We start from the raw sequence: 23,561 nt of genomic DNA, 5'->3' as shown, positions 1-23,561 counted from the left end.
AGGAGGCAACATGTTAGTCGTTGTTCGAAAAGATCAACCCAAAATTGCAATGGGCTTGCTTTCATATTTGCCACGCCTACATGATGTTGCATCGGTGCAACGTGAGATTGAATGGTATCAAGCTGACGATTGCCGAGACATTTTGTTGTGGCAGTCTCCGATAACCCAGCATTACGTGGCAGTGGTTGGTATCGAGAAGATTTTTGACTCCGCGGTATTACGTTTAGTGGTTTTTGGCCCTGAAGTTGCCGATAATGAACGTAATCAGGTTGGTGCAGAAATCTATGAAGCGCTGCAAATGCGGTATGCAGACAAAGTGCTAGTGGGCACCATTGCAACTCAACCGATTTTAACGGAATGGCGGAAATTAGCGAATGGCTGAAGAAGTAACCTATCATTTGGATGAGTTCGATGGCCCACTTGATTTATTACTCCATCTAATTAAAGTAAATGAAATGGATATTTTAGATATCCCAATCGTGGCCATCACAGAGCAATATTTAGATTTTTTGCATCAAGCCGAAGAACGCAATTTAGATATTGCAGGCGAGTTTTTGGTAATGGCTGCAACTCTGATGTCGATTAAATCTACATATTTGATTCCTAAGAATGAAGAATTGACATATGATCAGGATCTGGCGGAGTTTGTGTATGAGGAGGATCCACGTGAAGCATTGATGGCCCAATTATTGGAATATCAACGTTATCAACAGGCAGCTGACGATTTGCGTGAACGTGAAGAGGGGCGACAATTACAATTTTCGCGGGCGCCGATGGTTATTCCGGAAGATATTGAGGTGGCGCCGCTCCCTGAAGGTTTGGGTCTCTTTGATTTGCAACTGGCGTTCAATCAGATGGTTGCTAATCGGACGAAAAAGCAAGTGCGACCTAGAACTTTACGTGGCGAGACTTGGTCAATTCGCGAGCAAATGTCACGCATGATGGCAGATATGACGCCTGGCGAAAAGCGCACGTTCGCATCATTTTTTGGTGAAGATGATAGTCGTGATAAACTTGTAACGACCTTTTTGGCGATGCTCGAACTTGTGCGTCATCAAAATTTGGTTGTTACACAGGAAAATGAATTCGGCACCATCCAGTTACAACTGGGTGACGTGCCATATGATGAGAATGAGGAACTGGACGATGAAGAATAGTCTACAGCAAATTGAAGGGTTGCTCTTCGTGGCTGGGGATGAAGGTATCACCGTAGCAGAAATGGCGGCAGCCACTGGTTTTGCAAAGCCAGCTGTGATTGGGTTGCTTGAGGATTTGGCAGCGAAGTATGCTACTGATGATAGTAGCGCGCTGGACGTGTTGAAAACTGACGAACGGTATCAACTGGTCACGAAGACGGTGCTAGCTGATACGATTCATCGTTATTTTACAGCACCGTTAACGACGGCGCTTTCACAGGCTTCATTAGAAGTGCTTGCAATTATCGCTTATAAACAACCGATTACGCGAGTCGAAGTGGACGAGATTCGCGGTGTGCAATCACAAGCAACTATTCAAAAATTAGCGCTGCGTAACCTAGTTGAAGGTCGTGGACGTGCTAATGAACCGGGCCGGCCAATTCTATATGGTACAACGGAGTACTTCTTAAATTACTTCGGTTTGGGCGATTTAGAAGAATTGCCACCCCTTGTTACCGCAGAAGCACTAGATGCATTACGGGCAAAGCAAGATGTTGCGTTGCCATTAATGCCTGAAGAAAGTGGACAATCAGCGTTTGACGTTGATTTGTCTGAGTTAGCTGAAACAGCAGAAAGAGATAATTAATACCTATGGCAGAACGATTGCAAAAAGTAATGGCTCAAGCGGGTGTTGCCTCACGTCGTGCGTCTGAACAATTAATTTTAGACGGTAAAGTGACAGTGAACGGTAAGACAGTTCGTGAGTTAGGTACCAAGGTAGAACCATCAGATAAAATCGAAGTAAGTGGTGAACCAATCGACTCACGAGAAAAGTTGGTTTATTTCTTGTTGAATAAGCCACGTGGGGTCGTTACGACGACAAATGATGATAAGGGCCGTCAAACGGTAATGGATATTGTGGATGAACCAGAGCGTGTCTATCCAGTGGGTCGTTTAGATTATGACACGACCGGTGTTTTGTTGCTGACAAATGACGGTGAGCTCGCGAACCGCTTGATGCACCCAAGTTACCGCATTGATAAGGTCTATGTGGCAAAGGTGAAGGGCATTCCAACGAACGAACAACTTGAACAATTACGTCATGGAGTGACGGTGCGAACAAAGCAAAATGGTCGTTATACAACGTTTAAGGCTGCGCCAGCTCGTGCTGAAATCACGTCGACGAATACCAAGAATCACACGGCAATTGTCAAGTTGACGATTCACGAGGGTAAGTACCACCAGGTCAAGGAAATGATGAAGGCGGTCGGTCACGAAGTATTAAAGTTGACCCGTGAACGTTACGGTATGTTGGATTTGGCAGGGTTGACACCTGGTGAATACCGACCACTACGTTATGAAGAAGTGCAAGCCTTGAAGGCCGGCAAGCAATACCGAAAGTCTGCAGGGCGTTGGTAAGCTAAAAAAGACGGCGTTGGCCGTCGTTTTTTGTAGGAGTAGAGGATGATGGAAAAAGGACGATTAGAAGCATTTAGTGATGGGGTTTTCGCAATTATCATTACGATCATGGTATTGGATTTAAAGATACCATCGAATGGTAATTGGACGGCGATTATGAATGATGCCTGGATGAGCACCTTTTTAGCTTATTTGGTGAGCTTTATTATTACTGCGAGTTTTTGGGTTAGTCACCATCTGATTATCAGCAATTTAAAGAAAGTTGATAGTGGGTTGCTCTGGATTAATGTATTGACACTGTTACCAATGTCGTTGGTGCCGATAACGACTGCGTGGTTTGGTGAATTTCCAAATAGTGTTGCGCCAAGTGTGACTTATGGGTTAGTTTATGTCTTATCGGTGGGCGCGTTGTTCAACTTGAGCCACATTGTGTCGAAGCACATGGCAAATCCAGTTGTACAAAAGCGGATGCGACGGGTGAATCGTAGTCGAATTGGCTTGATTGCAATTGGATTAATCGGCACTGGGTTGGCTTTTATTTGGCCACCAGTCACCGGCGGGATGGTCTTGGTTGTTTCGGGTGGTTGGCTGTTCTTACGGGCAGTCGTTCACGTCAGAGCTTTGGAAGATTTGTAATGGTAAAATTCTGATAGAATATTAACAAACGGGTCATTTCGGTTTGATCAATAATGCTGATATGCACGAAAAACGGAGGTATAAACCATGGCAACACCGGATACAAGAACGGGTCGTAATTTTATGAAGACCGGCGAAGGCATGTATGATTTCGCAAAAAGCCACAAGGTTGCTGGCTGGCCATTGCTATGGAAGCCAATGGGCTGGTTAGGACGTAAGCATTTCAAGAATATTGAGAGCTCGTTGGCTGATGATGAAACAGTTGTGGTGGCCTTTTTAACTAAGATGGCTGGCTTAACGGATGCTGGTGAGCCAACCGGCCGCTATAAGTGGTATGCTTTTGCGCTTGGTGATTCAGGAACGTTGTATTTTGCACATTGGCGACCATTCCATTTGGATTCATTACGAATGACTTTGGATCAAGTGAATACGATTAACCCAGATACGGGTTTAATTCGAGGACGCCTACAAATTCAAACGTTGCAAGGTACCCAAGATTTGACACTGAAGTGGTTTGCACCGCAAATTCGGCGGATTTATGATTTGTTGAATAATGAAAAGCACACATATGACAAGCTCCGTCATAAGGTTGACTTAGATGGTTAATGCGTGGTAAGGTTACACCAATAATTTAATATCTTCAGGGCAGGGTGAAATTCCCGACCGGCGGTAAGCTGCAACGCAGTAAGTCCGCGACCCGCGAATGCGGTTGACATGGTGCGATTCCATGACCGACAGTAAAGTCTGGTATGCAGAAGAACTTATAAATTGACTGGTAATGGTCGGTTTTTTTACGTCGCCCTGGCGTGAAGAAGCCGGCCTTTTAGTATGCCAGGTGGAGGATTTGTTTCATGAACAAGACGCGTCGATTAACGGTTATCGCCTTATTGGCGGCCATTTCGTTTGTATTAATGGTATTTCCACAATTCCCATTAATACCTGGTGCAACTTTTTTAAAGATTGATTTTTCGTTTGTACCGGTTCTGATTGGTGCGCTCATGCTTGATTTAAAGAGCGGTTACGCAATTTTAATTTTACGATCACTATTGAAAGTGCTTTTAAATAATTCGGGTGTGAATGACTACATTGGGTTACCAATGAATATTGTCGCGATGGGTGTTTTATTGACGGTCATTATGTTGATGGTGGGACACCGTGAGTTGACTGTTAAACGCTTTATCGCAGGATCAATCTTGGGAACCGTCGGATTGATGTTGGCAATGGTCATCTTGAATTATGTTTATGCGGTACCGTTGTACGCGATGTTTGCTAATTTCGATATTAAGGCAACGATTGGTCTGGGAACATATTTGCTTTGGATGGTAATTCCGTTTAACTTGATTGAAGGTATCATCCTAACTGCGGTGGCTGGTCTGGTCTTTGTGGCTTTGCGACGGGTCATCACGAACACGCATTCACAATTAAATTAATTCCAATGACGGCTGGTCATGCTGGTGTGTAAAAACCCGCGCAATAGCCGGACACTTTATCCTAAATTGCTTGCACGACTGATATTTCTTCTTTAAACTGAGTAGAAAATAGTGAGAGGTGGTCAAGCAGTTGACAAATGATTTCTTGATCACCCTGTTTTCGGCAGATGAACCTCGCCGGCACAGGGTGATTTTTGGTTTATTGAAGCGTCAAGCAACGGTGTCAACGGAGTATTGGGGTCTGCGTTATGATTTATTGCAAATCTCAGGTTTGATGCCTCGCTTGGACAAGGTAGTTTTTGATCAGCGCATTGCAACGTTGGTAACAGAGGGTCTGCTGTCCGAAGTAACAGAAGGTCAGTACGTGTTGACCGCAGCCGGTCAGGAAGCGCAAATGGCATACCAAACCGCGCATTATGTGCCCGAGCACTTAGCTGTTTTGCTTAAGTATGACGTTCTGACATTTATGCAAGCTTTTTGGCTAGCCAACCAAGTCGTCTCTGAGGTCGCATACGAAAATAAGAAGTACTATCCTTTGCAAATCGATCCGCGCACAATGCTGGCGGTGAAGCAATGGTACGCAAATATGAATTCGCCACGCCTGGTTGCTACGTGGGCCTTAACAATTCAGCGTTTCTTACAGCGTCGGCCGCAAGAGGATGCCGATCGTTTAGTTGCTACGTGGGTCGGTCACAACACACCGGGTCTCAATTTTGAACAACTTGGCTTCCCAGCAACATGGACGGATGAAGATTTTTATTTCTGGCAATTAGATCAGTATGCGATTTGGTCTGAGGAATTACAACGTGGTGCGAATACACCTTTAAAGTTATTGTGGGATGCAGTTGCACACCGGCCTTTGTTGCCAAACAGCGTGCAAGCGTCATATAACGGTGTAATCGCAGGACGTCCGATGGACGAAATGGTGAAGAGTCGCCGATTGAAAGTCGGGACAATTCGTGAACATTTATTAACGGCGGCTATTTGGTTGCCAATCCGTGATTTTCCTTATAAAAACTACTTAACGCCAGATGTTGTGAGTTATTTTGAAGAAAAATTAGTTGGTCCAATTGATGATTGGGAATTTACAACGGTACGGACTTCAGATGATCCACGTGAGTTCTTCTTATTCCGTTTATATGAAATTTACTTAACCAAAATGGAGGTGGCTGCTCGTGGATAAGGAAGCATTGACTGCCGTCTTGACTGACAAGTTTGGTTTTACCAGCTTCAAGCCTGGTCAAGCAGAGGTCTTGGAAGCGTTAACTGCTGGTAAAAATACATTGGCGATGTTGCCAACCGGTGGTGGCAAGTCACTTATTTATCAAATGATGGGTAATCTACGTGAAGGGTTAGTTGTCATCGTGACACCATTGCTGTCTTTGATGCAAGACCAAGTGGCTCGTTTGAATTATGCGGGTGAATCTAAGGTGGTAGCGTTAAATTCAACATTGCCCCAAGATGCCCGCCGTACAATTTTGCGGGGTTTGGACCAGTATAAGTTTTTGTTTGTGTCACCTGAAATGCTCGGTCAGACAGTGGTCCAATCAGCTTTACGAAAAGTAAAGATTAATTTGTTGGTTGTTGATGAAGCACACACGATTGTGAGTTGGGGCCCTGATTTTCGGCCTGATTATCTGGCCTTGCCACAAGTTCACCAGAAACTTGGCCAACCACAACTTTTGTTATTAACTGCGACAGCCACTCCGCAAATGATGACAGATATCACAACACCATTTGGGCTAGCACCGGAAGATTGGTTTATTTATCGCCAATCAGTGGATCGTCCGAATATTTATTTACACACAGAACAGCTAGATAATGAAGGCCAAAAGCGTGAACGCTTGGCTGAATTAGTGCGACAGTTGAAGGGGCCGGGCATTGTTTACTTTTCGAGTCGTAAGTTAGCAACTTCAATGGCTGAATGGTTACGTGAAACAACCGGCCAACGTGTGGCTGCCTATCATGCAGGGTTGGATACAATGTCGCGTTACCGTATTCAACAACAATTTATGCTGGGGCAAATTGATGTGATTACGGCAACATCAGCCTTTGGTATGGGCATTGATAAAGATGATGTGCGCTATGTCATTCACTATCATTTGAGCAATGATTTAGCAAATTATCTACAAGAAATCGGACGTGCAGGACGCGACGGCGAGCAATCAGCAGCTGTTTTGTTGTATGTACCCGGTGATGAAACGATGCAATTGCATATGATTGATAGTACAATTCCAACGCGTGAAGTGATTTTTGGCTACCTTGAAAAGCGCTTTGGAACTGATGAAATCGGTAAAGATAAGGCTAATTTGTTAGACTTTTATACCAAGCAAGGGCTAACGGCAGACCAAATTGCGGACATGTTTGATCAACGTCGGCAACAACGCCAGTCTGATTTGGCACGTTTGGTTGGGTATGCTAAGTCACCGTCTGGTCTCCGCGCGACGTTACTGACGCACTTTGGGGATGAGACGACTGGTGCACCAAATACTGAATCGGTAGGTGCACATGATTGGCACCCTGAAGAACTTGCGTTAGTTGCGACGGCACAGGATGAACAACCAGTTGGTGTGACGGATTGGCGTGCGCAAGTGGCAAAACTTTTTAATTTAGGTTAAGGAATGGGTGTGACACTAAATTTTGATGAGCTGTTAGTGTAGACTAAGGTGTAATCAAAAGAGAAGTAAGGAGACCAATCATGACCGAGAAAAATAATGAACAACAGCCATGGGAAGCGTCTTTTAAAGAAGACACGCCTGAGCAATACTCACGTACACAAAATCGACGTAAGTCACAACGTGTCAGCATGGTTGTTGGAATTTTGGTATTGATTGTGATTGCTCTGTCATTTGTGCCCGTTTACAAGTATTTGCAAGCGTTGAATAAGCCGGTAGATGCGACCACTAACACGGAATTGCCAGCTGCAACATCAACTAAGACCACGACGACTACAAGTAAAGTAACGGAAACGGCTAAGTCAGAGTCACGGGCAAAGCAGGCAGCCACACAGGCGTCGAAAAAGGCAGCGAAGGCAGCTAGCGAAAAGGCAGCAAAAGAAGCCGCGGCATCGTCTAAGGCGATTGCTGAGTCAGAAAGCGTTGCGAATGCCGCAACAAGTAGCATGAGTTCTGAGGAAGTATCCTCATCATCAGCTAGTTCGTCATCAGCGTCATCGTCTTCATCGGAAACTGATGAGGCAGGAAGTGTAAAATTTGAGTCAGGTACTTTGTACAGTTTTGCCGTTGCAAACGGGACAACCCCTGAAGCACTGTACGCGTTGAATCCAGGTTTAACGGCGGCAAATTATTCGAGTTATTACGGGCAATCGCTAAAAGTGAAGTAAAAATAAGGAGACACAATGATTGTGTCTCTTTTATTTTGTCCTCAAATAGCGTACAATTAATTGTTAAATTAACGAGTGAGGAACTTACTGAAATGAATCCGATTCAAATTGCGATTGACGGGCCTGCGTCAGCAGGTAAGTCAACGATTGCCAAAATTTTGGCATCAGATTTAAACTTTGTGTATGTTGATACCGGTGCTATGTATCGCGCAATTACGCTAGCTGCTTTTCAGGCTGGCGTTAAGCCAGAAGATGAAGCCGGGGTCACAGCACTATTGCCAGATCTAACAATTACTTTTGAACCAGGTGAACCTGTGCAACGGGTTTTCTTGAATGGCACAGAGGTGACCGATGCTATTCGTTCTGTTGAAGTGACAGCCAATGTTTCAGCGGTCTCTGCATATGCGGCTGTTCGTGAAGCAATGACCGCTTTGCAACGTGACATTGCTGCTAAGGGTGGCGTTGTCATGGATGGCCGTGATATTGGTACAACCGTCTTGCCGAATGCGGAAGTTAAGATTTTCTTGATTGCATCAGTCGCAGAACGAGCTCAACGTCGTTTTAAAGAAAATCAAGCTAAGGGTATGAACACCACGTTGGCTGAGCTGGAAGTCGCGATTGAAAAGCGTGATTATCTAGACTCACACCGTGAAATTTCACCGCTCAAGAAGGCGGACGACGCAGTTGAATTAGATACAACGGGTCTGTCAATTGATGGTGTTGTGGCGGCGGTCAAGGATATCATCGCGACGAAAACAAACAAATAATATAAATTAGTAAAGAAAGTTGGCTGTGACTACTAGTATTTTATAAAAGGATTAGGTATAATAACTACTAGAGTCGTGTGACCAGGAGGATATATTGTAATGAACGAAGAGAACAACGAGCTATTGGCAGCTCTTGACAGCGTAGCCGAAGTTAAAGTTGGCGATGTAGTTAAGGGTGAAGTCTTGGCAATTGACGATGCTCGTCAAGTTATCGTAGGTATCGAAGGTGCCGGTGTTGAGGGTGTTATCCCAATGCGCGAATTGACGGCTGACCGTGATGCTAACGTTAATGACCTTGTCAAGGTAGGAGACGTTTTGGATTTGGTAGTGGTTTCAACTATCGGTTCTGACAAGGAAGGTGGATCATACCTATTGTCAAAGCGTCGTTTGGAAGCTCGTCGTGCTTGGGAAGAAATCGCAAGCAAGCACAATGTTGATGACATTGTGGAAGCACCTGTAACGCAAGTCGTTAAGGGTGGATTGGTTGTTGACGTTGAAGGTGTACGTGGATTCGTACCTGCTTCAATGATCGAGAACCGTTTCGTGCAAGATTTGAACCAATACAAGGGTCAAACTATTCGCGCGAAGATTATTGAGATCAACGCTGCTGACAGCCGCTTGATCTTGTCACGTCGTGATGTTTTGAACGAAGAGCGTTCAGCAGCATTGGCACGTGTATTCAACGAATTGTCAGTTGGTGACGTCGTTGAAGGTAAGGTTGCCCGCATGACTAACTTCGGTGCATTCATCGACCTTGGTGGTGTAGACGGATTGGTACACGTATCTGAAATCTCACACGAGCGCGTTTCACAACCTTCAGACGTTTTGTCAGTTGGTGAAGATGTTAAGGTTAAGGTTTTGGGATTGGATCCTGAAAAGGAACGTATCTCATTGTCAATCAAGGCTACGCAACCTGGTCCTTGGGAAGCTGCTGCTTCAGAAGCTCCAGAAGGAACTGTTTTGGAAGGCACTGTTAAGCGCGTTGTTGACTTTGGTGCCTTTGTTGAAGTATTCCCTGGTGTTGAAGGTTTGGTTCACGTTTCACAAATCTCACACAAGCACATTGCTAACCCAAGTGATGTTTTGAAGGCCGGTGACAAGGTTAAGGTTAAGGTTTTGGAAGTAAACCCTGACAAGCAACGTTTGTCATTGTCAATCAAGGCTTTGGAAGAGGCTCCTGCTCGCGAAGAAGGTCAATCAAACAACGATCGTCCTCGTCGCCAACGTCGTCCTCGCCAAGAACAAGCTCCAACTAACTACTCAACTTCAGAAGAAGAGGGTTCAGCTACGTTGGGTGATGCCTTTGGAGATATCTTCAAGGACTTCAACTAATCAGCTTTTAATAGCTTAAAAAATTAAGCGTGTGTTGGGTTGTCCTAACGCACGCTTAATTTCGTAAATGGGCTATTTTTTGTGCTGGTCACACGATAACAGACACATGCTGTATTAAACAGTATAATCGAAAATAGTAATGAACACGTCGGCCGCCTCGGTGCGCTGACAGAAAAGAGGGTAACATGGGATTTCCTGTTGTGGCCGTTGTCGGCCGCCCAAACGTCGGTAAGTCAACTATTTTTAACCGTATTGCTGGTGATCGTATCTCAATTGTTGAGGACACACCAGGCGTTACGCGTGATCGTATTTATACGCGCGCAGAATGGTTGACCCGCGAATTCCGTCTGATTGATACTGGTGGAATTGACATGGCTGATGAGCCATTTATGACGCAAATTGTCCAACAAGCTGAGATTGCGATTGATGAAGCTGATGTGATTGTTTTCATGGTTTCTGCGCAAGAAGGTTTAACAGAAGCTGACGAACGCGTTGCAAAAATTTTGTACCGTTCAAAAAAGCCAGTCGTATTGGCCGTTAATAAGGTCGATAACATTGAAATGCGTTCAGAAATCTATGAGTTCTATGCGTTGGGATTTGGTGATCCATTCCCAATCTCTGGTTCTCACGGAACTGGGTTGGGAGACTTGTTAGATCAAGTTGTCTCACACTTCCCAGAAACGGACACCGAAGCCGATGATGATTCAATCCGATTCTCATTCATTGGTCGTCCCAATGTTGGTAAGTCATCACTTGTTAATGCCATCCTGGGCGAAGAACGTGTCATTGTTTCTGATATCTCAGGAACGACCCGTGATGCCATTGACACGCGATTTACGTCTGCTGACGGTGATGAGTTTGTCATGGTTGACACTGCTGGTATTCGTAAGCGTGGTAAGGTCTATGAATCAACTGAAAAGTATTCAGTGATGCGTGCGATGCGTGCAATTGATGATTCTAACGTTGTTTTGATGGTTTTGAACGCTGAAGAAGGTATTCGTGAGCAAGACAAGCACGTTGCAGGTTATGCGCACGAAGCTGGACGTGCCATTATCATCGTGGTTAATAAGTGGGATACGCTTGAAAAGGATAATCACACGATGTCTGACTTTGAAAATCAGATTCGTGATGAGTTCCAATACTTGTCATACGCACCAATTATTTTCGTTTCAGCCAAGACGAAGCAACGTTTGAACAAGTTGCCTGAGTTGATTAAGCAGGTTAACGAAAACCACCAAAAGCGTGTGCAATCTGCAACGCTGAATGAAGTGATTATGGATGCGTTGGCTTTGAACCCAACGCCAACTGTCAATGGTAAGCGTTTGCGTGTTTACTATGCGACACAGGTTGCCATTCAACCACCAACTTTTGTGGTGTTTGTTAACGATCCAGAATTGATGCACTTCTCTTACGCACGATTCCTCGAGAATCAAATTCGTAAGTCATTCGACTTTACAGGAACACCAATTCACTTGATTAAGCGTGCTCGTACGTAAGCAAGTGATTAAAAAGCACCGGTCCGTTCGGATTTGGTGCTTTTTCGCTTTTTGTACGAAAAATAATGGTGAAACATGAATATTTGTTGAAAAAGGATGAAAAGCGCGCTGTATCAACGTTTTAAGCAAACAATCGCTTGTTAAGGCCGTGTAACTATGCTATTCTAAATATCGAAATAAGGGAACAACGAGTTTCATTTCGTACATTGGGAATCCCAATCAGCTATCAAGCAGGAGGATATTAACATGGCTAACAAGCAAGAATTGGTAAACGACGTTGCAACGACAACTGGTTTGACTAAGAAGGACGCAACGGCAGCAGTTGATGCTGTCTTTGCATCAATCCAAGATAATTTGGCAAAGGGTGACAAGGTACAATTGATTGGTTTTGGTAACTTCGAAGTTCGTACACGTGCAGCTCGTAAGGGTCGCAACCCACAAACGGGTGAGGAAATCGAGATCGCGGCATCAAAGATTCCTGCCTTTAAGCCTGGTAAGGCATTGAAGGACGCTATCAAGTAATTTAAAGCCCGCTATATTGGGATTCACGTCTGTTTGTGGGACCTAATAAGTAGGTAATATGGAAAGAGTGAATGACAATATTCACTCTTTTTATTTTTTCATACATTCTCATAAAATTCTGTGCTAAACTTAATCTTATTGATATCGATGTGGAGGTATGGCAGATTGAAACCAACAAAAATGTTAACGATTGCAGGTTCGGATGTTTTGGCTGGTGGGGGCATTCAAGCCGATTTAGCAACGTTTAATGAATATGGTTACTTTGGGCTTAGTGCTATCACCAGCATTGTGACTGTCACGCCAGATGATTTCACCATTCATCCCGTGCCGATTGCCGTTTTAGAGGCTCAGCTTGACTCAATTTTTGCGATTGACGATATTGCCGGCGTGAAGGTTGGCTTGCTACCGACTGTCGCACACGTTAAACTGGTTGCGAAGTATTTGAAAACATATGCCAGCCACCTACCAGTTATAATTGATCCGGTGATGGCTTTTAAAGAGACAAGCACGACGAATGTCAATGAATTGGTGAAAGCTATTCAAGCAGAATTATTGCCGTTGGCGACTATTGCCACACCGAACTTAGTTGAAGCAGAATTGTTAAGCGGTCGAACGATTAAAACAGCCGCGGATATGACTGATGCAGCTCGTATTATGCAGCAAATGGGCGCCCAATCTGTCGTGGTAAAGGGCGGTAAGCGTTTAGCCGGTCAGGAAGCAGTTGATGTTTTAGTGGGGGCTGATGAGCTGCAGACGTTTAAGACAAAAAAGGTGGCTAATGCCTACAATAATGGGGCTGGTTGCACGTTTTCTTCCGCAATTGCTAGTCAGTTAGCTGCTGGGGCAACAACGGCCCATGCGGTTTCAGATGCAAAAGCATTTGTGTACGAAGGTATCAAACACGGCGTACCGTTGAATGACGCGTTACCGGTTGGTAATGTTTGGCAGGCGGCACGACGTTTGAGTGAGGGATAAAAAATGAAGACTAAACAATTAACTATTGCGGCCGTGATTGTCGCTATCAATATTGTCTTAAGTTATGTCGCCAAAATACCGACGCCAACAGGTTTTGTGTCACTGGTGGAAACGGGTATTTTTATCGCAGCTTGGCACTATGGGTCAAGAACCGGCGCGATGGTCGGTGGGCTAACGGGTTTATTGCTTGATTTGCTGGCTGGGTATCCACAGTGGATGTTCTTTTCATTGCTTATTCACGGCGGTGAAGGCTGGGTGATTGGAAAGTATGGGTTAAATCCTTCGATTGGGAAGCGCGTCCTCGGCAATTTCTTAGGCGGTTTGGTGATGGTCGTTGGGTACTGGTTAGCCGGTTCATTCTTAATCTGGTTGAACGGTGGTGCAAAAATGCAGCTTGGTCCAGCCTTTTTGGCGGGACTAGCCGATGTACCAGCCAACATCATGCAAGTTTTGGCCGGGTTTATCTTGGCCTTGTTGCTGAGCGTACCATTGCGCAAGATTTTGATGCCCAAAAATCACTAACTTTGTAAAGTAACAAAAAAGTCACCGGATTGAGACGTCTGGTGGCTTTTTTCATATTGGAAAGAATGGTATGCTAGATATCTTGATTTAAAAGGTTTAGGAGCGGGTACATGAGTAAGAAACAAGTTTTACCAACGGGCATTGCATTAGCAGCAAGTGTCATGTTGATCGGATTAATTATGCGGTCGCCAATTACGACATTGCCATTGATGTTGTCGCAAATATCGTCGGAGTTAGGTGTTCCTAGCGGTCAGTTAGGTATCTTAACAACGATTCCACTGGTGATGTTTTTGTTAATCTCAAACTTTGCATCCAAAACAATGGCTGTGTTTGGCCTAAAAAAAGCGTTGTTCTTGTCAATTGCAAGTATTTTCCTGGGAACGGCACTGCGACTAATTGTGACGATGCCAACGATGCTGTTAGGCACGGTGTTTGTGGGAATTGGTATTGCCCATTTAAATGTCTTTATGCCTTCATTTGTGGCTGCATATTTTTCACATAAAGTCGGCGTCTATACATCGCTTTACTCACCCACAATTATGGTTGGGTCAGCTGCTTTTAGTCTATTAACTGCACCGGTTGTTGCGACGTTCGGTTGGCATGCTGTGATGTGGTTGTTGGTGCTATTGCCGGCAATTGTCTTGGGCTTTTGGTTCTATACAGCACGGTTAGTGCCAGAAAAAGTGAAAACAGCCGCGACTGTAAAACAAGCTGTGGCGCCGAAAAAGCGTATTTGGACCAATGTACGGGCATGGCCATTTCTGATTGTCTTCGGTGTACAGGCCACAATTAATTACACGGGAGTTGCTTGGTTACCAACGATGATGGCCCATCATCACGTGTCAGCAGGGGCGATTTCAGTTATTATGTCGTTTTACTCATTTATCGGTATGCCGATTTCGATAATCGTACCAAACATTCTTGTTCATATGCGTCGCCGTGGGACGATGATGGCAATTGCTATTGCAGGTGTGTTGTCGTTGGTCGGTGCAGTTATGTTGTTTAATCAGGATACGTCATCGCTGGCATATTGGTGGACATTAACCGTCTTGATTGGTTTTGCGACGTCGTTCTTCTTCCTTTACACGATGACCATGTTTGCTGCAAAGACGGATTCACCAGTTGAAACTGCGCGACTATCCGGAATGGCTCAGGCTGGTGGCTACTTCATGTCTGCGTTTGGACCAATGCTTTACGGGATGGCCTTTACGGCAAACCCAGCTGGCGAAATTCAGAATATTGTTTATCTAATTTTGGTGATTTTGATGATTGCAGCTGCATTGTTGATGGCGGCAACGAAACATTTATTTAAAGCATAAAGGTAACGGCTGTTGTTCGGTGGAGAACAATGGCCGTTTTCGGTATAATGAAATTATTAAAACTTTGGAGGATGATATGGCACGTAAAGTCGGAATTATCGGGTTGGGGAACGTCGGTAGTGCAGTGGCACACGCGTTAATTGCACAAGGGGTCGCAGATGATTACGTATTTATCGACGCTAACGAGCGTAAGGTAATGGCGGATCAACTGGACTTTCAGGATGCGATGGCTAATTTAGAAATGCATGGTAATATCACAATTAATGATTGGTCAGCGTTGGAAGACGCGGATGTTGTGATTTCGACGTTAGGGAACATTAAGTTGCAACAGGACAATCCAAGCGGTGATCGATTTGCGGAACTAAAGTTTACGAGTAGTATGGTGCAATCGGTGGGAACCAATTTAAAAGAATCGGGCTTTACTGGGGTGCTAATTGTGATTTCAAACCCGGTCGACGTTATTACCGCATTATTCCAGCAAGTTACTGGATTTCCAACACATAAGGTGATTGGTACGGGAACCTTGCTAGACACGGCGCGAATGCAACGTGCGGTGGATGAGGCGTTTGATCTAGACCCTCGTTCAGTATCCGGCTATAACTTAGGTGAACACGGTAATTCACAATTTGTCGCGTGGTCAACCGTGCAAGTGCTTGGTCAACCAATTGCTAAGTTGGCCGATGCGGGTGATATTGACTTGGCCGGTATCGAGGCAGAAGCGCGTAAGGGAGGCTTTACTGTGTTAAACGGTAAAGGTTATACGAGTTATGGTGTCGCAACGGCTGCGGTTCGGATTGCAAAAGCTGTGATGGCTGATGCGCATGCGGAATTAGTGGTTTCAAACCGACGTGATGACATGGGCATTTATTTGTCATACCCGGCGGTGATTGGCCGTGACGGCGTGTTAGCAGAAGCTAATCTAGACTTAACGACTGATGAGCAAGAAAAGTTATTAGCATCACGTGACTTTATCCAAGAAAAGTTTGACGAGATTGTCGACACATTGTAAGACGCTGAAAGGTGACCCAAACAAGCTGTGCGTGTTTGGTCGCCTTTTTCATTTGAGAAATGAGAGATACATGAAATTATTACATACAGCTGATTGGCACATCGGTAAAGAATTAGGTGGCTTCAGTTTGTTATCAGAGCAGGAAGCTGCCTTTAAAAAGATGTTAGACATTGCGATTGCTGAAAAAGTCGACGGGGTCATTATTGCTGGCGACCTTTATGATCGCGCGATTGCATCAACACAGGCCGTGACGGCCTTGGAGCGGATGCTGAAAGAAATGAACCTGACCCATCATTTACCGATTTACGCAGTCTCTGGGAATCACGACGGTGCGACACGTCTGGGAGCGGGCCATGAGTGGCGTGAGCAAACCGGGTTATTCCTTAATACAACGCTAGCGGGTGCATTTAAACCAGTGGAAACGCCAGAAGCGCAAATTTATTTACTACCATTTATTGAACCAACAACCGCGCGTGTTTATTATCAAATCCCGGAAGACGAATTGGCGGCGTACCAAAGTATTGAACAGGTTATGAACCGGATTGTGCAAGATATGGTGGCAACATTTGATCCACATAAGCAACATATTTTGGTCACCCATTATTATGTGACAGGCGCAGGTAATGAAGACTATGAATTTACTAGTGAAACGAATTCACGCGTCGGTGGATTGAAGGGCATCACTGCTGACCAATTTTCAGCATTTGACTACGTGGCGTTGGGCCACTTGCATTTACGTGAAGCTAGTCCAACTAAAACAATTCAGTATGCTGGATCACCTGTTAAATTCAATACCAAGGAAGCGCAAACGGAGAAAGGGGTTTTTATTGTTGATATCACACCCGACGCGGTCCGCACGACTTGGCACCCAATTACACCGACCAAAGATTTGATTGTCCTATCAGCGCCGTTTGAGACCTTGATAAGTCCTGAATTTTATCAACAGTATGCTAGAAATCATGCCAACTTTTTTAGTATTCGCATTCAGGGCGTTGCACACACAACGAATGCACGCGCAACGTTGGTTGACATTTATGGGGATGTCGTCGAAGTGCAGTATGACTTACCGGCACTCACGATGGTTGATCAGGTTATTCCAGAAGTCGTTGCCGATGATGTGTCCGATGATGATTTGATTACGACCTTCTACCAAGAAGTCACACAAGAATCACTAACCGCAGCGCAAGAACGTGTTATCGCAGATACACTAGTACAGTTACGCCAACAGGAAGAGGGATAAAGATGCGTCCAATTAAATTAGCGTTACAATATTTTGGGCCCTACGAACAAACGACGGTTGATTTTGAGCGATTTACAGAATCGAAATTGTTTTTGATCACTGGCGATACCGGTGCCGGTAAAACAACAATGTTCGATGGGATGACCTACGCCTTGTTTGGTGAAGGGACCAGTGAACGTAAGCCAGAGGAAATGCGTAGTGAATTTGCGCCCACAACAGCGGAAACGGTTGTGACTTTTTGGTTTGAGCACAATGGACGGTACTATCGAATTAGTCGCAAACCGACGCAACAATTAAAGAAAAAGCGTGGTGCGAAATCCGACGATGATACCACTGAACGTAAAGCCGAAGTGTCATTGACTGAGGTTGACGAAACTTTACAAGTGCCTATCGCGGCGATGGGCGAGAAAATTCCGGTTGTGCGGGATGCGATTCAAGAATTATTGCATCTAAATGCAGACCAATTCCGCAAAATCATTTTGTTACCACAGAATCAGTTCCGTGAATTTTTGGCCGCTCAGAGCGATGATAAGATGACCATTTTGCGGAGTCTATTTGGGACGGAAGTTTTTAATCAGTTCACGGAGTCGTTGAAGGAACAACAAAAAGACACGTTAAAACAAGTCACGAATCTTGAGACCCAACGGGATGTGGCGTTGTCGCAAATTTCGTGGGATGATCCAGCAATTGCAGATAGCGCACCGACGGCCGTTGAGAAAATTACCGCTTTAACTGCTTATATTGCGCGGTTAACAGACATAGTGACGGCCCGTGAAACTGAAAAGGCGACGGCAACTACGGCCGTTGCGCAATCGCAGGAACGGGTGAAAGCGGCCGAACAATTAAATCGTCAATTTGAGTTGTTGGCTGAAAATACGGCTAAGCAGCAACAGCTTGATGAACAAGCCGAGCAAATTAATGAGCAACGGCAGCAAGCGACGCTATTGCAGTGGGGAACCCAGCAGCAAAGCATCATGAATGATGTGACGCGATATGAAGAACAACTAGCGCGGGTTGCAACTGAATTAACACAGTTGGCGACACGCGAAGCCACTACAACCAATAGCCTTTCAGTGGCGAAGGCTACTAAAGCGGAACTTTTAACACAAGCAGCTGATATCAAGACTGTTGAAGCGCGTTTGACAAGAATTACACGAACTTTGTTGCCTAATGCGCAGCGTCTGGCAATGCTGATTGCGCAAGCGGCTCAGTTGGCCCAGCAACGGCAAACGCTACAAACTAACGAAGCTCAGTTAACGACCCAATTGGCTGAATTAACTGCCAAGGAAGTTGCGCTACAAACATCTTTGGCGACAGTAGCGTCTGTTTCAGCATCGCGTGAGCAATTGTTGGTTTTTGCTGCCCAAGCTGATGAGCTACAACGGACTGATGAACGATTGCAACAGACTGAGAAAAAAGTCGCGCAACAGGCTGAGAATTTGATGCAGGTAACACGTAAGCTAGATACGGCTAAAGCTAATCTGCAGGATGTCATTGCGATGCGTGAAGCGAAGGCGACATTGCGCCGGGAACTCATGATTAAACAACTTCACAGTGAATTGAAAATTGGTGAGGCTTGCATGGTTTGTGGCCAGATTTATACTGGCGAGGGAGCTGACCCGCACGTTGGTAGCACCTCATATGCTGAAATTAAGGTGGCGATGGCGGCTGTTGATGAGGCTGAGACTGCCGAGCAACAAGCAATCGCGACTGAAGCGAGTTTGACGACGGACGCCACACAAACCAAACAACAGTATGATGCGTTGGCAAAGCAACTTACGTCAGAACGAGACGGATTTGCTAGTGAGTATAATCAATTTTTCACAGCATGGGCAACCGTGTTCCCAGACAATTTGTTGCCAGACACGTATGATACGTCAACCGTACAGACTGTCATTGCACAAGTACGTCAGCACCTATCAGATCAGGTCACTAAACAAGAATACCTGACAGCGACGTTAGCGACTCTGACGGAGGAGATTGCATCTGTTAAGAAGAATCTAGCACGGACGCAAACGCAATTATCGGGCATTACGACGCAGCTGGCTGAAAATGACAGTGAACAAGACGATCTGAATTCGGACGGACAGCTTACAACAGTCAGTGATTATGAGGTCGAACAGCAGGCGCTGTCTGAAAAAATTGCGACCTATCAACAAGCTGTCCAGAGCGCTGACGAGAAAATTCGCTCTGCTGAACAGACGCAGGCAGAGCTTTCGCAGCGACGGATAGTCTTAAGTCAAGAGCAAGATACGTACCAAACGGCATTAGAAGGGGCAAAGGGTCGTCTCGGCGTTGCGATTACTGACGGTCCGGTTGCGGATGAACGGGCGTTTAAGGTGTTGTTAGAACGCCTTCAGAATCAACCGGATGAATTAATCCAATTAGAACGGCAAATAGCTGCTTATGACACGCAACGTGAGACGGTCGCGACAGCCATTGCGCAGAGCCAGACGTTAACTGCTGGCCAAGAACGGCCCAATTTGTCACAGTTACAAGCTGAATTGACGCAAAAGCAAACTGCTTTAGCTGAAGCAACCGAAAGTTTAAATAAAGCAGAATGGCTATTAGAGGCTTTGCAACAGCAACAGACTACAATTTTGAAATTGCAAACGGACATTGATGCCATTACGGCAAAGTCGGCTGATTTGATTAAATTGACTCAGGCAGTCGATGGTAATAATTTGTTACATCTACGTTTGGAACCTTATGTATTACGTAGTTTCTTGTATGAAGTTTTAACCTATGCGAACGAACACTATATTGGTACGTTATCAGGTGGTCGGTACCAATTCGTGCTATCAAGTCGACAGGCAGGACGAGCGAACCAGAACGGGCTAGATATTGATATCTATGATCAAGATGGGGGTAAGGTCCGGTCGACAAGTACGTTGTCAGGTGGTGAATCATTTATTGCAGCGTTGTCGATTGCGTTGTCGATGGCAGAGATTGTGCAACGACGGGCTGGTGGTGCCAAAATTGATGCACTATTTATTGATGAAGGATTTGGTTCACTGGACAGTAACACATTGAATCAGGCCTTGGAAGCACTCTCGATGGTTGAACAAAGTGGTCGCTTGATTGGTGTCATTTCGCACGTGGAATCAATGAAACGCCAAATTCAGCAGCAGATGGTTGTTACGAAACTTGGGGATGGACGCAGTCGTCTGACATATAGAATGGTCTAAACCAATGAAACCGCTTTACCGGAATTTCTAGAACAAACGCATTGCTTTTGTTAGTGAATAGGGGAATAATGGTCCTTCGGAGAGAAATTTAACGGCTTAGTGATGGAGGTGTGTGCGATGTTTTTTGTTGTACAACCATTGGCAGACGAGATAATCGTATTTGCTCAAAATGAAGATGGTATTTACGCTGAAAAATTAAATGCAACGGATTTGTACGCGATGCTACCTAAGCGCCGCGCGCGTTTCTTGGCGCCGCGTGCTGCAGGCGATAGCATGATGGCTGCTATTTTGATCAAGCAAGCTTTACCGATTGCGGTACAGGACCAGGTACAAATTTTGACGGCAACTGGGTTGCATGAGTTAACTCATGATTTGTACGCGGCGGCCGACAAAGCGCGGACCCAACACGAAAATGACTTAATGATGACCTTAACCTTGGTGATTGCGAGTCCAATAATTTTTATGTTACTGGATTATTTTGTTTTCCCTAATATGGGCATTAGTGGTGTGTGGTCAGTAATGTTTACAGTTGGTTTGATGGCATTGGTGCTCGGCGTTTGGTATGCGGTGACCTTTTCAACGGCAGCAGCTGATGTTGAACACTGGGTGATGACGTGCTTTGCAAAGTTGCATCGAACAAATGAAAATTAAGAGTATGCCTCTTCGTGTATAATAAAGGTATTAAATGAAAAGAGGCCGTCTCATGAAGAAGTCTGAAAAGTTAGCAAAGAAGCAAGCAACCCGATTGACGAAGGAAACCGAGTTACAATTGAAGCGTGGTTTAATTCACGTTGAGTTGGTTGATTCAGCAGCAGAAATTGATGCCTTTTTGGCAGAAGATAAGTAAACAATAAAGCAGACTGGGAATGTCGACGGGGTTACACCGCTGACGTATCCAATAATTGCTGTTATAAAAGGTGCCTGGCTGATTTTAAGCCAGACACCTTTTCATTTTGTCGGACTAATCACAAAATGAAAAGGTTTTCACAATTAAAAACCGCTTTGTAAGCGTGTTCAATTGCTATTCGTTGTAATTATTGTTCTTTATTTCACAAACTTGTGGTAAGATAAATTCAGAAAGATTTTGATGTAGAGGTAATGACAAATGGCATTAATTGCGACAAGTATTCTGAATGTGAACAACCGATTTAATAATGTTTTACGGAAGATGCGAGCAGGACAAACGATGTCTTCGATTGTCCGCGAAGAAGGATGGGCAACTGGTGTCTTGTTGCAGATGCAAACGTGGTATGAGTTTGATCACGAAGACTATATGACCGACATCCGTACGTTAGAAGCGGGTGGCGAGTTGCGTCCAATGGACTCGTTAACTGACGCTTGCAACTTGTTAATGGTTTACGCAGCAACGCGCCGTGGTGATTTTGATTACAAGGATGCCTATTACAAGATGCGTCAATTAAATGCGACGTCAACAGATTACCGGGCTAATGTATTGGCAACGATTGGTCAGGTAATAGATTAACTATCAATGAAAAGGCCAGCTCAGAATTTTCTGGGCTGGCCTTTTGTTGATGTGCTAAAAATAGTGGCAGTTGATTATAGTTATTAGAAAAACCAACCATAAGGTGCCTGACGCTGTAATTGTTCGATTACTAGTTGGTGTTGGACGTTGTACATTTTGGGATTATCAGCTAGCGGGACGAACGCGAGTGATAAGGTCTCATCCCCATCCGCGCGCAGTTCACCACCGGTCTGTTTAACTTCGTACAAAGTCATGGGTATTTGGGCTTGATCACCGCTTGGGAAAGTGTGGTGAAAATTTGAGTCAACGCCGATTAAGGCTGTTACCGCCACATCGATGCCGGCTTCTTCCTTAAATTCCCGAATAATCGTGGTCACCGAAGATTCGCCTAGGTTTTGCATGCCGGCAACCAAACTCCAGCCAACTTCACCATCACCACGTTTTTCCAGCAAAACTTTTGTACGTGTGTCATCGAATAGAACACCGGCGACACCTGGCATAATGATTTCATCATGGCCGATTTTTTCACGCAGCGCTTTAAAATAATTTTCCATCACCATCATAGGACCCCCAAGGTTTTAACTAAAGCTCATTGTATCATAGTGGCTTGGACGCTTCGATCAACGCTTTTACTAGTTTGGTTGGCTAACTTACTTCTGTGAATATGTTACAATAAGGGCCACAGCAACGTACAGGAGGTTGATATGACGTTTGATGAATTTGATATAGAGCTAGGGACGGTTTTGTACCTAGACCAAGTGACTGAGCGTGAAACGGCAGAAGTTGCCAAAGCCCAACGCCCGGAAGAAGACATCCACGCTGAATATGAATCAGAGCGCCGTAAGATTATGCAATCATTTTTAGTGTTTGCTGAATTACCAGCCACCGATGACATGGTGAGTCTCGCCTTGGAGAATCTGAATACGGGGTTATCAGACGGCGAGCGCACAACATTGTTAACAATCCGTAATTTACATAATCGCGAGGCTGTTGGGAATTTTACTGAAGATGATGCTGAGGAATTAGAAGATGCCGTCGAAGCGGCGGAAGCCTACCTAATGAACCGCTTGGCGGAACTCTTTGAAGATTAAAACTGAAACAGATTGAGGAATGAGTAATGAAAGCTCTTGTTGTGCCACAACCAATTGCCAACGATGTCTTGCTGGGTCAGCAAGCGTTGTTAGCTTTTCCATATGAACCAGCCGCTGATGTGACCGAATTTTTAATGGTGTCTGGTGACGAACCATTACCGGATGAGTATACCTTAGGACTTGCGCTGGGCTACCAGTTAGGGGTTGTGACCATCAACCGCGTGACACCATCAACAGACGTGCCGGGTTTCTTTGAGTGGGAAGTTGCACCGAAGATGTTGGTTGCGCCAAAAGCGATGCACCTTGAACCAGATACATTCACGCCGGTTGCTGAAACGGATTATACCCCGTTGGAAATTGAAACAATTGGCCTGTTTGCTTGGTTGGCTGAACCACACGCAGCATTTAGTCCAGCATTACAAGCGCATGCAGATACCCTAGTGGCCATTGGCGCGCAACAAATGCCAGCTAAATATCGTGAGATTTTGGCCCAAACGGGGTCGTGGCAGGAAGTCGATGCGGCGTGGGAAGATGCGCAGTTTGAACACCGAAATGCCCATATGCTGGCACACGGTATTCCGGAGTTGGATTTCGGCCATCAACATGCAGAATTGCCTAAACTAAACCTGAAGTCACAACACGATTCAGAATAA

Annotated in this window: 26 protein-coding genes and 1 riboswitch; of the genes, 25 read left to right on the top strand and 1 reads right to left on the bottom strand. The window is 45.0% G+C overall.

What is annotated here, in order from left to right; translation table 11 throughout:
• Positions 1 to 10: 10 nt before the first annotated feature.
• The 23 genes from ACJ28U_RS09975 (at position 11) to ACJ28U_RS09865 (ending at position 21,817) form a co-directional block, all read left to right on the top strand.
• Positions 11 to 382: a reductase gene (locus ACJ28U_RS09975; RefSeq protein ID WP_407619165.1), complete on the top strand. Its 372-nt coding sequence runs from the start codon at positions 11 to 13 to the stop codon at positions 380 to 382.
• Positions 375 to 1,157 carry a segregation and condensation protein A gene (locus ACJ28U_RS09970; protein WP_407619164.1) on the top strand — a complete coding sequence of 261 codons (783 nt, stop codon included), beginning with the start codon at positions 375 to 377 and terminating at the stop codon, positions 1,155 to 1,157. Before ACJ28U_RS09975 ends, ACJ28U_RS09970 begins: the two co-directional genes overlap by 8 nt.
• A complete protein-coding gene (scpB, locus tag ACJ28U_RS09965) occupies positions 1,147 to 1,782 on the top strand; it encodes an SMC-Scp complex subunit ScpB (RefSeq protein WP_407619163.1) in 636 nt (211 codons plus the stop codon). Before ACJ28U_RS09970 ends, scpB begins: the two co-directional genes overlap by 11 nt.
• Before the next feature lie 5 nt (positions 1,783 to 1,787).
• Complete coding sequence (locus ACJ28U_RS09960; protein WP_010371741.1) at positions 1,788 to 2,555, top strand: pseudouridine synthase; 768 nt, start codon at positions 1,788 to 1,790, stop codon at positions 2,553 to 2,555.
• A 45-nt stretch (positions 2,556 to 2,600) separates the two neighbouring features.
• Positions 2,601 to 3,191 carry a TMEM175 family protein gene (locus tag ACJ28U_RS09955; protein WP_407619162.1) on the top strand — a complete coding sequence of 197 codons (591 nt, stop codon included), beginning with the start codon at positions 2,601 to 2,603 and terminating at the stop codon, positions 3,189 to 3,191.
• A gap of 87 nt (positions 3,192 to 3,278) precedes the next feature.
• Entirely contained in the window at positions 3,279 to 3,797 is a 519-nt protein-coding gene (locus ACJ28U_RS09950) for a hypothetical protein (protein ID WP_010371735.1), read from the top strand.
• 26 nt (positions 3,798 to 3,823) lie between these two features.
• Positions 3,824 to 3,955: riboswitch (FMN riboswitch) on the top strand.
• An 87-nt stretch (positions 3,956 to 4,042) separates the two neighbouring features.
• Positions 4,043 to 4,621: an ECF transporter S component gene (locus ACJ28U_RS09945; protein WP_407619161.1), complete on the top strand. Its 579-nt coding sequence runs from the start codon at positions 4,043 to 4,045 to the stop codon at positions 4,619 to 4,621.
• Positions 4,622 to 4,751: 130 nt separating this feature from the next.
• On the top strand, positions 4,752 to 5,804 hold the full coding sequence (locus tag ACJ28U_RS09940) for a hypothetical protein (protein WP_407619160.1): 1,053 nt from the start codon (positions 4,752 to 4,754) through the stop codon (positions 5,802 to 5,804).
• A complete protein-coding gene (locus ACJ28U_RS09935; RefSeq protein WP_407619159.1) occupies positions 5,797 to 7,239 on the top strand; it encodes a RecQ family ATP-dependent DNA helicase in 1,443 nt (480 codons plus the stop codon). The genes ACJ28U_RS09940 and ACJ28U_RS09935 overlap by 8 nt, the downstream gene beginning before the upstream one ends.
• Positions 7,240 to 7,319: 80 nt before the next feature.
• Complete coding sequence (locus ACJ28U_RS09930) at positions 7,320 to 7,964, top strand: LysM peptidoglycan-binding domain-containing protein (protein ID WP_407619158.1); 645 nt, start codon at positions 7,320 to 7,322, stop codon at positions 7,962 to 7,964.
• 92 nt (positions 7,965 to 8,056) lie between these two features.
• Positions 8,057 to 8,731 carry a (d)CMP kinase gene (cmk, locus tag ACJ28U_RS09925; protein WP_407619157.1) on the top strand — a complete coding sequence of 225 codons (675 nt, stop codon included), beginning with the start codon at positions 8,057 to 8,059 and terminating at the stop codon, positions 8,729 to 8,731.
• Between the two features lie 99 nt (positions 8,732 to 8,830).
• Positions 8,831 to 10,063 carry a 30S ribosomal protein S1 gene (gene rpsA, locus ACJ28U_RS09920; RefSeq protein WP_010371718.1) on the top strand — a complete coding sequence of 411 codons (1,233 nt, stop codon included), beginning with the start codon at positions 8,831 to 8,833 and terminating at the stop codon, positions 10,061 to 10,063.
• 185 nt (positions 10,064 to 10,248) lie between these two features.
• Positions 10,249 to 11,559 carry a ribosome biogenesis GTPase Der gene (der, locus tag ACJ28U_RS09915; protein ID WP_043707484.1) on the top strand — a complete coding sequence of 437 codons (1,311 nt, stop codon included), beginning with the start codon at positions 10,249 to 10,251 and terminating at the stop codon, positions 11,557 to 11,559.
• Between the two features lie 246 nt (positions 11,560 to 11,805).
• On the top strand, positions 11,806 to 12,081 hold the full coding sequence (locus ACJ28U_RS09910; protein ID WP_407619156.1) for an HU family DNA-binding protein: 276 nt from the start codon (positions 11,806 to 11,808) through the stop codon (positions 12,079 to 12,081).
• Positions 12,082 to 12,261: 180 nt separating this feature from the next.
• Positions 12,262 to 13,056 (top strand): bifunctional hydroxymethylpyrimidine kinase/phosphomethylpyrimidine kinase, encoded by a 795-nt coding sequence (locus ACJ28U_RS09905; protein WP_407619224.1) that lies wholly within the window; start codon positions 12,262 to 12,264, stop codon positions 13,054 to 13,056.
• 3 nt (positions 13,057 to 13,059) lie between these two features.
• Entirely contained in the window at positions 13,060 to 13,578 is a 519-nt protein-coding gene (locus ACJ28U_RS09900) for an ECF transporter S component (RefSeq protein ID WP_407619155.1), read from the top strand.
• Between the two features lie 110 nt (positions 13,579 to 13,688).
• On the top strand, positions 13,689 to 14,897 hold the full coding sequence (locus ACJ28U_RS09895; protein WP_407619154.1) for an MFS transporter: 1,209 nt from the start codon (positions 13,689 to 13,691) through the stop codon (positions 14,895 to 14,897).
• Between the two features lie 76 nt (positions 14,898 to 14,973).
• Positions 14,974 to 15,906: an L-lactate dehydrogenase gene (locus ACJ28U_RS09890; protein ID WP_407619153.1), complete on the top strand. Its 933-nt coding sequence runs from the start codon at positions 14,974 to 14,976 to the stop codon at positions 15,904 to 15,906.
• A 70-nt stretch (positions 15,907 to 15,976) separates the two neighbouring features.
• Positions 15,977 to 17,146: an exonuclease SbcCD subunit D gene (locus ACJ28U_RS09885; RefSeq protein WP_407619152.1), complete on the top strand. Its 1,170-nt coding sequence runs from the start codon at positions 15,977 to 15,979 to the stop codon at positions 17,144 to 17,146.
• 2 nt (positions 17,147 to 17,148) lie between these two features.
• Positions 17,149 to 20,334, top strand: coding sequence for an AAA family ATPase (locus tag ACJ28U_RS09880; RefSeq protein ID WP_407619151.1), 3,186 nt, complete (start codon positions 17,149 to 17,151; stop codon positions 20,332 to 20,334).
• A 117-nt stretch (positions 20,335 to 20,451) separates the two neighbouring features.
• The gene (locus ACJ28U_RS09875) at positions 20,452 to 20,985 is read left to right on the top strand and encodes a hypothetical protein (protein ID WP_407619150.1); all 534 of its coding nucleotides are present in this window, start codon (positions 20,452 to 20,454) and stop codon (positions 20,983 to 20,985) included.
• A gap of 52 nt (positions 20,986 to 21,037) precedes the next feature.
• Positions 21,038 to 21,181, top strand: coding sequence for a hypothetical protein (locus tag ACJ28U_RS09870; RefSeq protein WP_407619149.1), 144 nt, complete (start codon positions 21,038 to 21,040; stop codon positions 21,179 to 21,181).
• A 258-nt stretch (positions 21,182 to 21,439) separates the two neighbouring features.
• Complete coding sequence (locus ACJ28U_RS09865) at positions 21,440 to 21,817, top strand: hypothetical protein (protein ID WP_010371688.1); 378 nt, start codon at positions 21,440 to 21,442, stop codon at positions 21,815 to 21,817.
• 83 nt (positions 21,818 to 21,900) lie between these two features.
• Here ACJ28U_RS09865 and ACJ28U_RS09860 read toward each other — a convergent pair whose 3' ends face one another.
• Positions 21,901 to 22,371 carry an NUDIX hydrolase gene (locus tag ACJ28U_RS09860; protein WP_407619148.1) on the bottom strand — a complete coding sequence of 157 codons (471 nt, stop codon included), beginning with the start codon at positions 22,369 to 22,371 and terminating at the stop codon, positions 21,901 to 21,903.
• Between the two features lie 150 nt (positions 22,372 to 22,521).
• On the opposite strand from ACJ28U_RS09860, the gene ACJ28U_RS09855 reads away from it, so the two are divergent.
• Entirely contained in the window at positions 22,522 to 22,908 is a 387-nt protein-coding gene (locus tag ACJ28U_RS09855) for a hypothetical protein (RefSeq protein WP_407619147.1), read from the top strand.
• 26 nt (positions 22,909 to 22,934) lie between these two features.
• Positions 22,935 to 23,561, top strand: a complete 627-nt coding sequence (locus tag ACJ28U_RS09850) for a hypothetical protein (RefSeq protein ID WP_407619146.1) — start codon at positions 22,935 to 22,937, stop codon at positions 23,559 to 23,561.

Source organism: Weissella sp. MSCH1 (genome assembly GCF_045799135.1).
Classification (GTDB): domain Bacteria; phylum Bacillota; class Bacilli; order Lactobacillales; family Lactobacillaceae; genus Weissella.
Note: the sequence above shows the minus strand (reverse complement) of the source record. Positions and strands in the feature narration are given on the sequence as shown.

Bases quoted from the DNA above. Each gene is read 5' to 3' on its own strand.
- ACJ28U_RS09975 (WP_407619165.1), top strand. From the start codon at position 11: ATGTTAGTCGTTGTTCGAAAAGATCAACCCAAAATTGCAATGGGCTTG.
- ACJ28U_RS09970 (WP_407619164.1), top strand. From the start codon at position 375: ATGGCTGAAGAAGTAACCTATCATTTGGATGAGTTCGATGGCCCACTT.
- scpB (WP_407619163.1), top strand. From the start codon at position 1,147: ATGAAGAATAGTCTACAGCAAATTGAAGGGTTGCTCTTCGTGGCTGGG.
- ACJ28U_RS09960 (WP_010371741.1), top strand. From the start codon at position 1,788: ATGGCAGAACGATTGCAAAAAGTAATGGCTCAAGCGGGTGTTGCCTCA.
- ACJ28U_RS09955 (WP_407619162.1), top strand. From the start codon at position 2,601: ATGATGGAAAAAGGACGATTAGAAGCATTTAGTGATGGGGTTTTCGCA.
- ACJ28U_RS09950 (WP_010371735.1), top strand. From the start codon at position 3,279: ATGGCAACACCGGATACAAGAACGGGTCGTAATTTTATGAAGACCGGC.
- ACJ28U_RS09945 (WP_407619161.1), top strand. From the start codon at position 4,043: ATGAACAAGACGCGTCGATTAACGGTTATCGCCTTATTGGCGGCCATT.
- ACJ28U_RS09930 (WP_407619158.1), top strand. From the start codon at position 7,320: ATGACCGAGAAAAATAATGAACAACAGCCATGGGAAGCGTCTTTTAAA.
- cmk (WP_407619157.1), top strand. From the start codon at position 8,057: ATGAATCCGATTCAAATTGCGATTGACGGGCCTGCGTCAGCAGGTAAG.
- rpsA (WP_010371718.1), top strand. From the start codon at position 8,831: ATGAACGAAGAGAACAACGAGCTATTGGCAGCTCTTGACAGCGTAGCC.
- der (WP_043707484.1), top strand. From the start codon at position 10,249: ATGGGATTTCCTGTTGTGGCCGTTGTCGGCCGCCCAAACGTCGGTAAG.
- ACJ28U_RS09910 (WP_407619156.1), top strand. From the start codon at position 11,806: ATGGCTAACAAGCAAGAATTGGTAAACGACGTTGCAACGACAACTGGT.
- ACJ28U_RS09905 (WP_407619224.1), top strand. From the start codon at position 12,262: ATGTTAACGATTGCAGGTTCGGATGTTTTGGCTGGTGGGGGCATTCAA.
- ACJ28U_RS09900 (WP_407619155.1), top strand. From the start codon at position 13,060: ATGAAGACTAAACAATTAACTATTGCGGCCGTGATTGTCGCTATCAAT.
- ACJ28U_RS09895 (WP_407619154.1), top strand. From the start codon at position 13,689: ATGAGTAAGAAACAAGTTTTACCAACGGGCATTGCATTAGCAGCAAGT.
- ACJ28U_RS09890 (WP_407619153.1), top strand. From the start codon at position 14,974: ATGGCACGTAAAGTCGGAATTATCGGGTTGGGGAACGTCGGTAGTGCA.
- ACJ28U_RS09885 (WP_407619152.1), top strand. From the start codon at position 15,977: ATGAAATTATTACATACAGCTGATTGGCACATCGGTAAAGAATTAGGT.
- ACJ28U_RS09880 (WP_407619151.1), top strand. From the start codon at position 17,149: ATGCGTCCAATTAAATTAGCGTTACAATATTTTGGGCCCTACGAACAA.
- ACJ28U_RS09875 (WP_407619150.1), top strand. From the start codon at position 20,452: ATGTTTTTTGTTGTACAACCATTGGCAGACGAGATAATCGTATTTGCT.
- ACJ28U_RS09870 (WP_407619149.1), top strand. From the start codon at position 21,038: ATGAAGAAGTCTGAAAAGTTAGCAAAGAAGCAAGCAACCCGATTGACG.
- ACJ28U_RS09865 (WP_010371688.1), top strand. From the start codon at position 21,440: ATGGCATTAATTGCGACAAGTATTCTGAATGTGAACAACCGATTTAAT.
- ACJ28U_RS09860 (WP_407619148.1), bottom strand. From the start codon at position 22,371: ATGGAAAATTATTTTAAAGCGCTGCGTGAAAAAATCGGCCATGATGAA.
- ACJ28U_RS09855 (WP_407619147.1), top strand. From the start codon at position 22,522: ATGACGTTTGATGAATTTGATATAGAGCTAGGGACGGTTTTGTACCTA.
- ACJ28U_RS09850 (WP_407619146.1), top strand. From the start codon at position 22,935: ATGAAAGCTCTTGTTGTGCCACAACCAATTGCCAACGATGTCTTGCTG.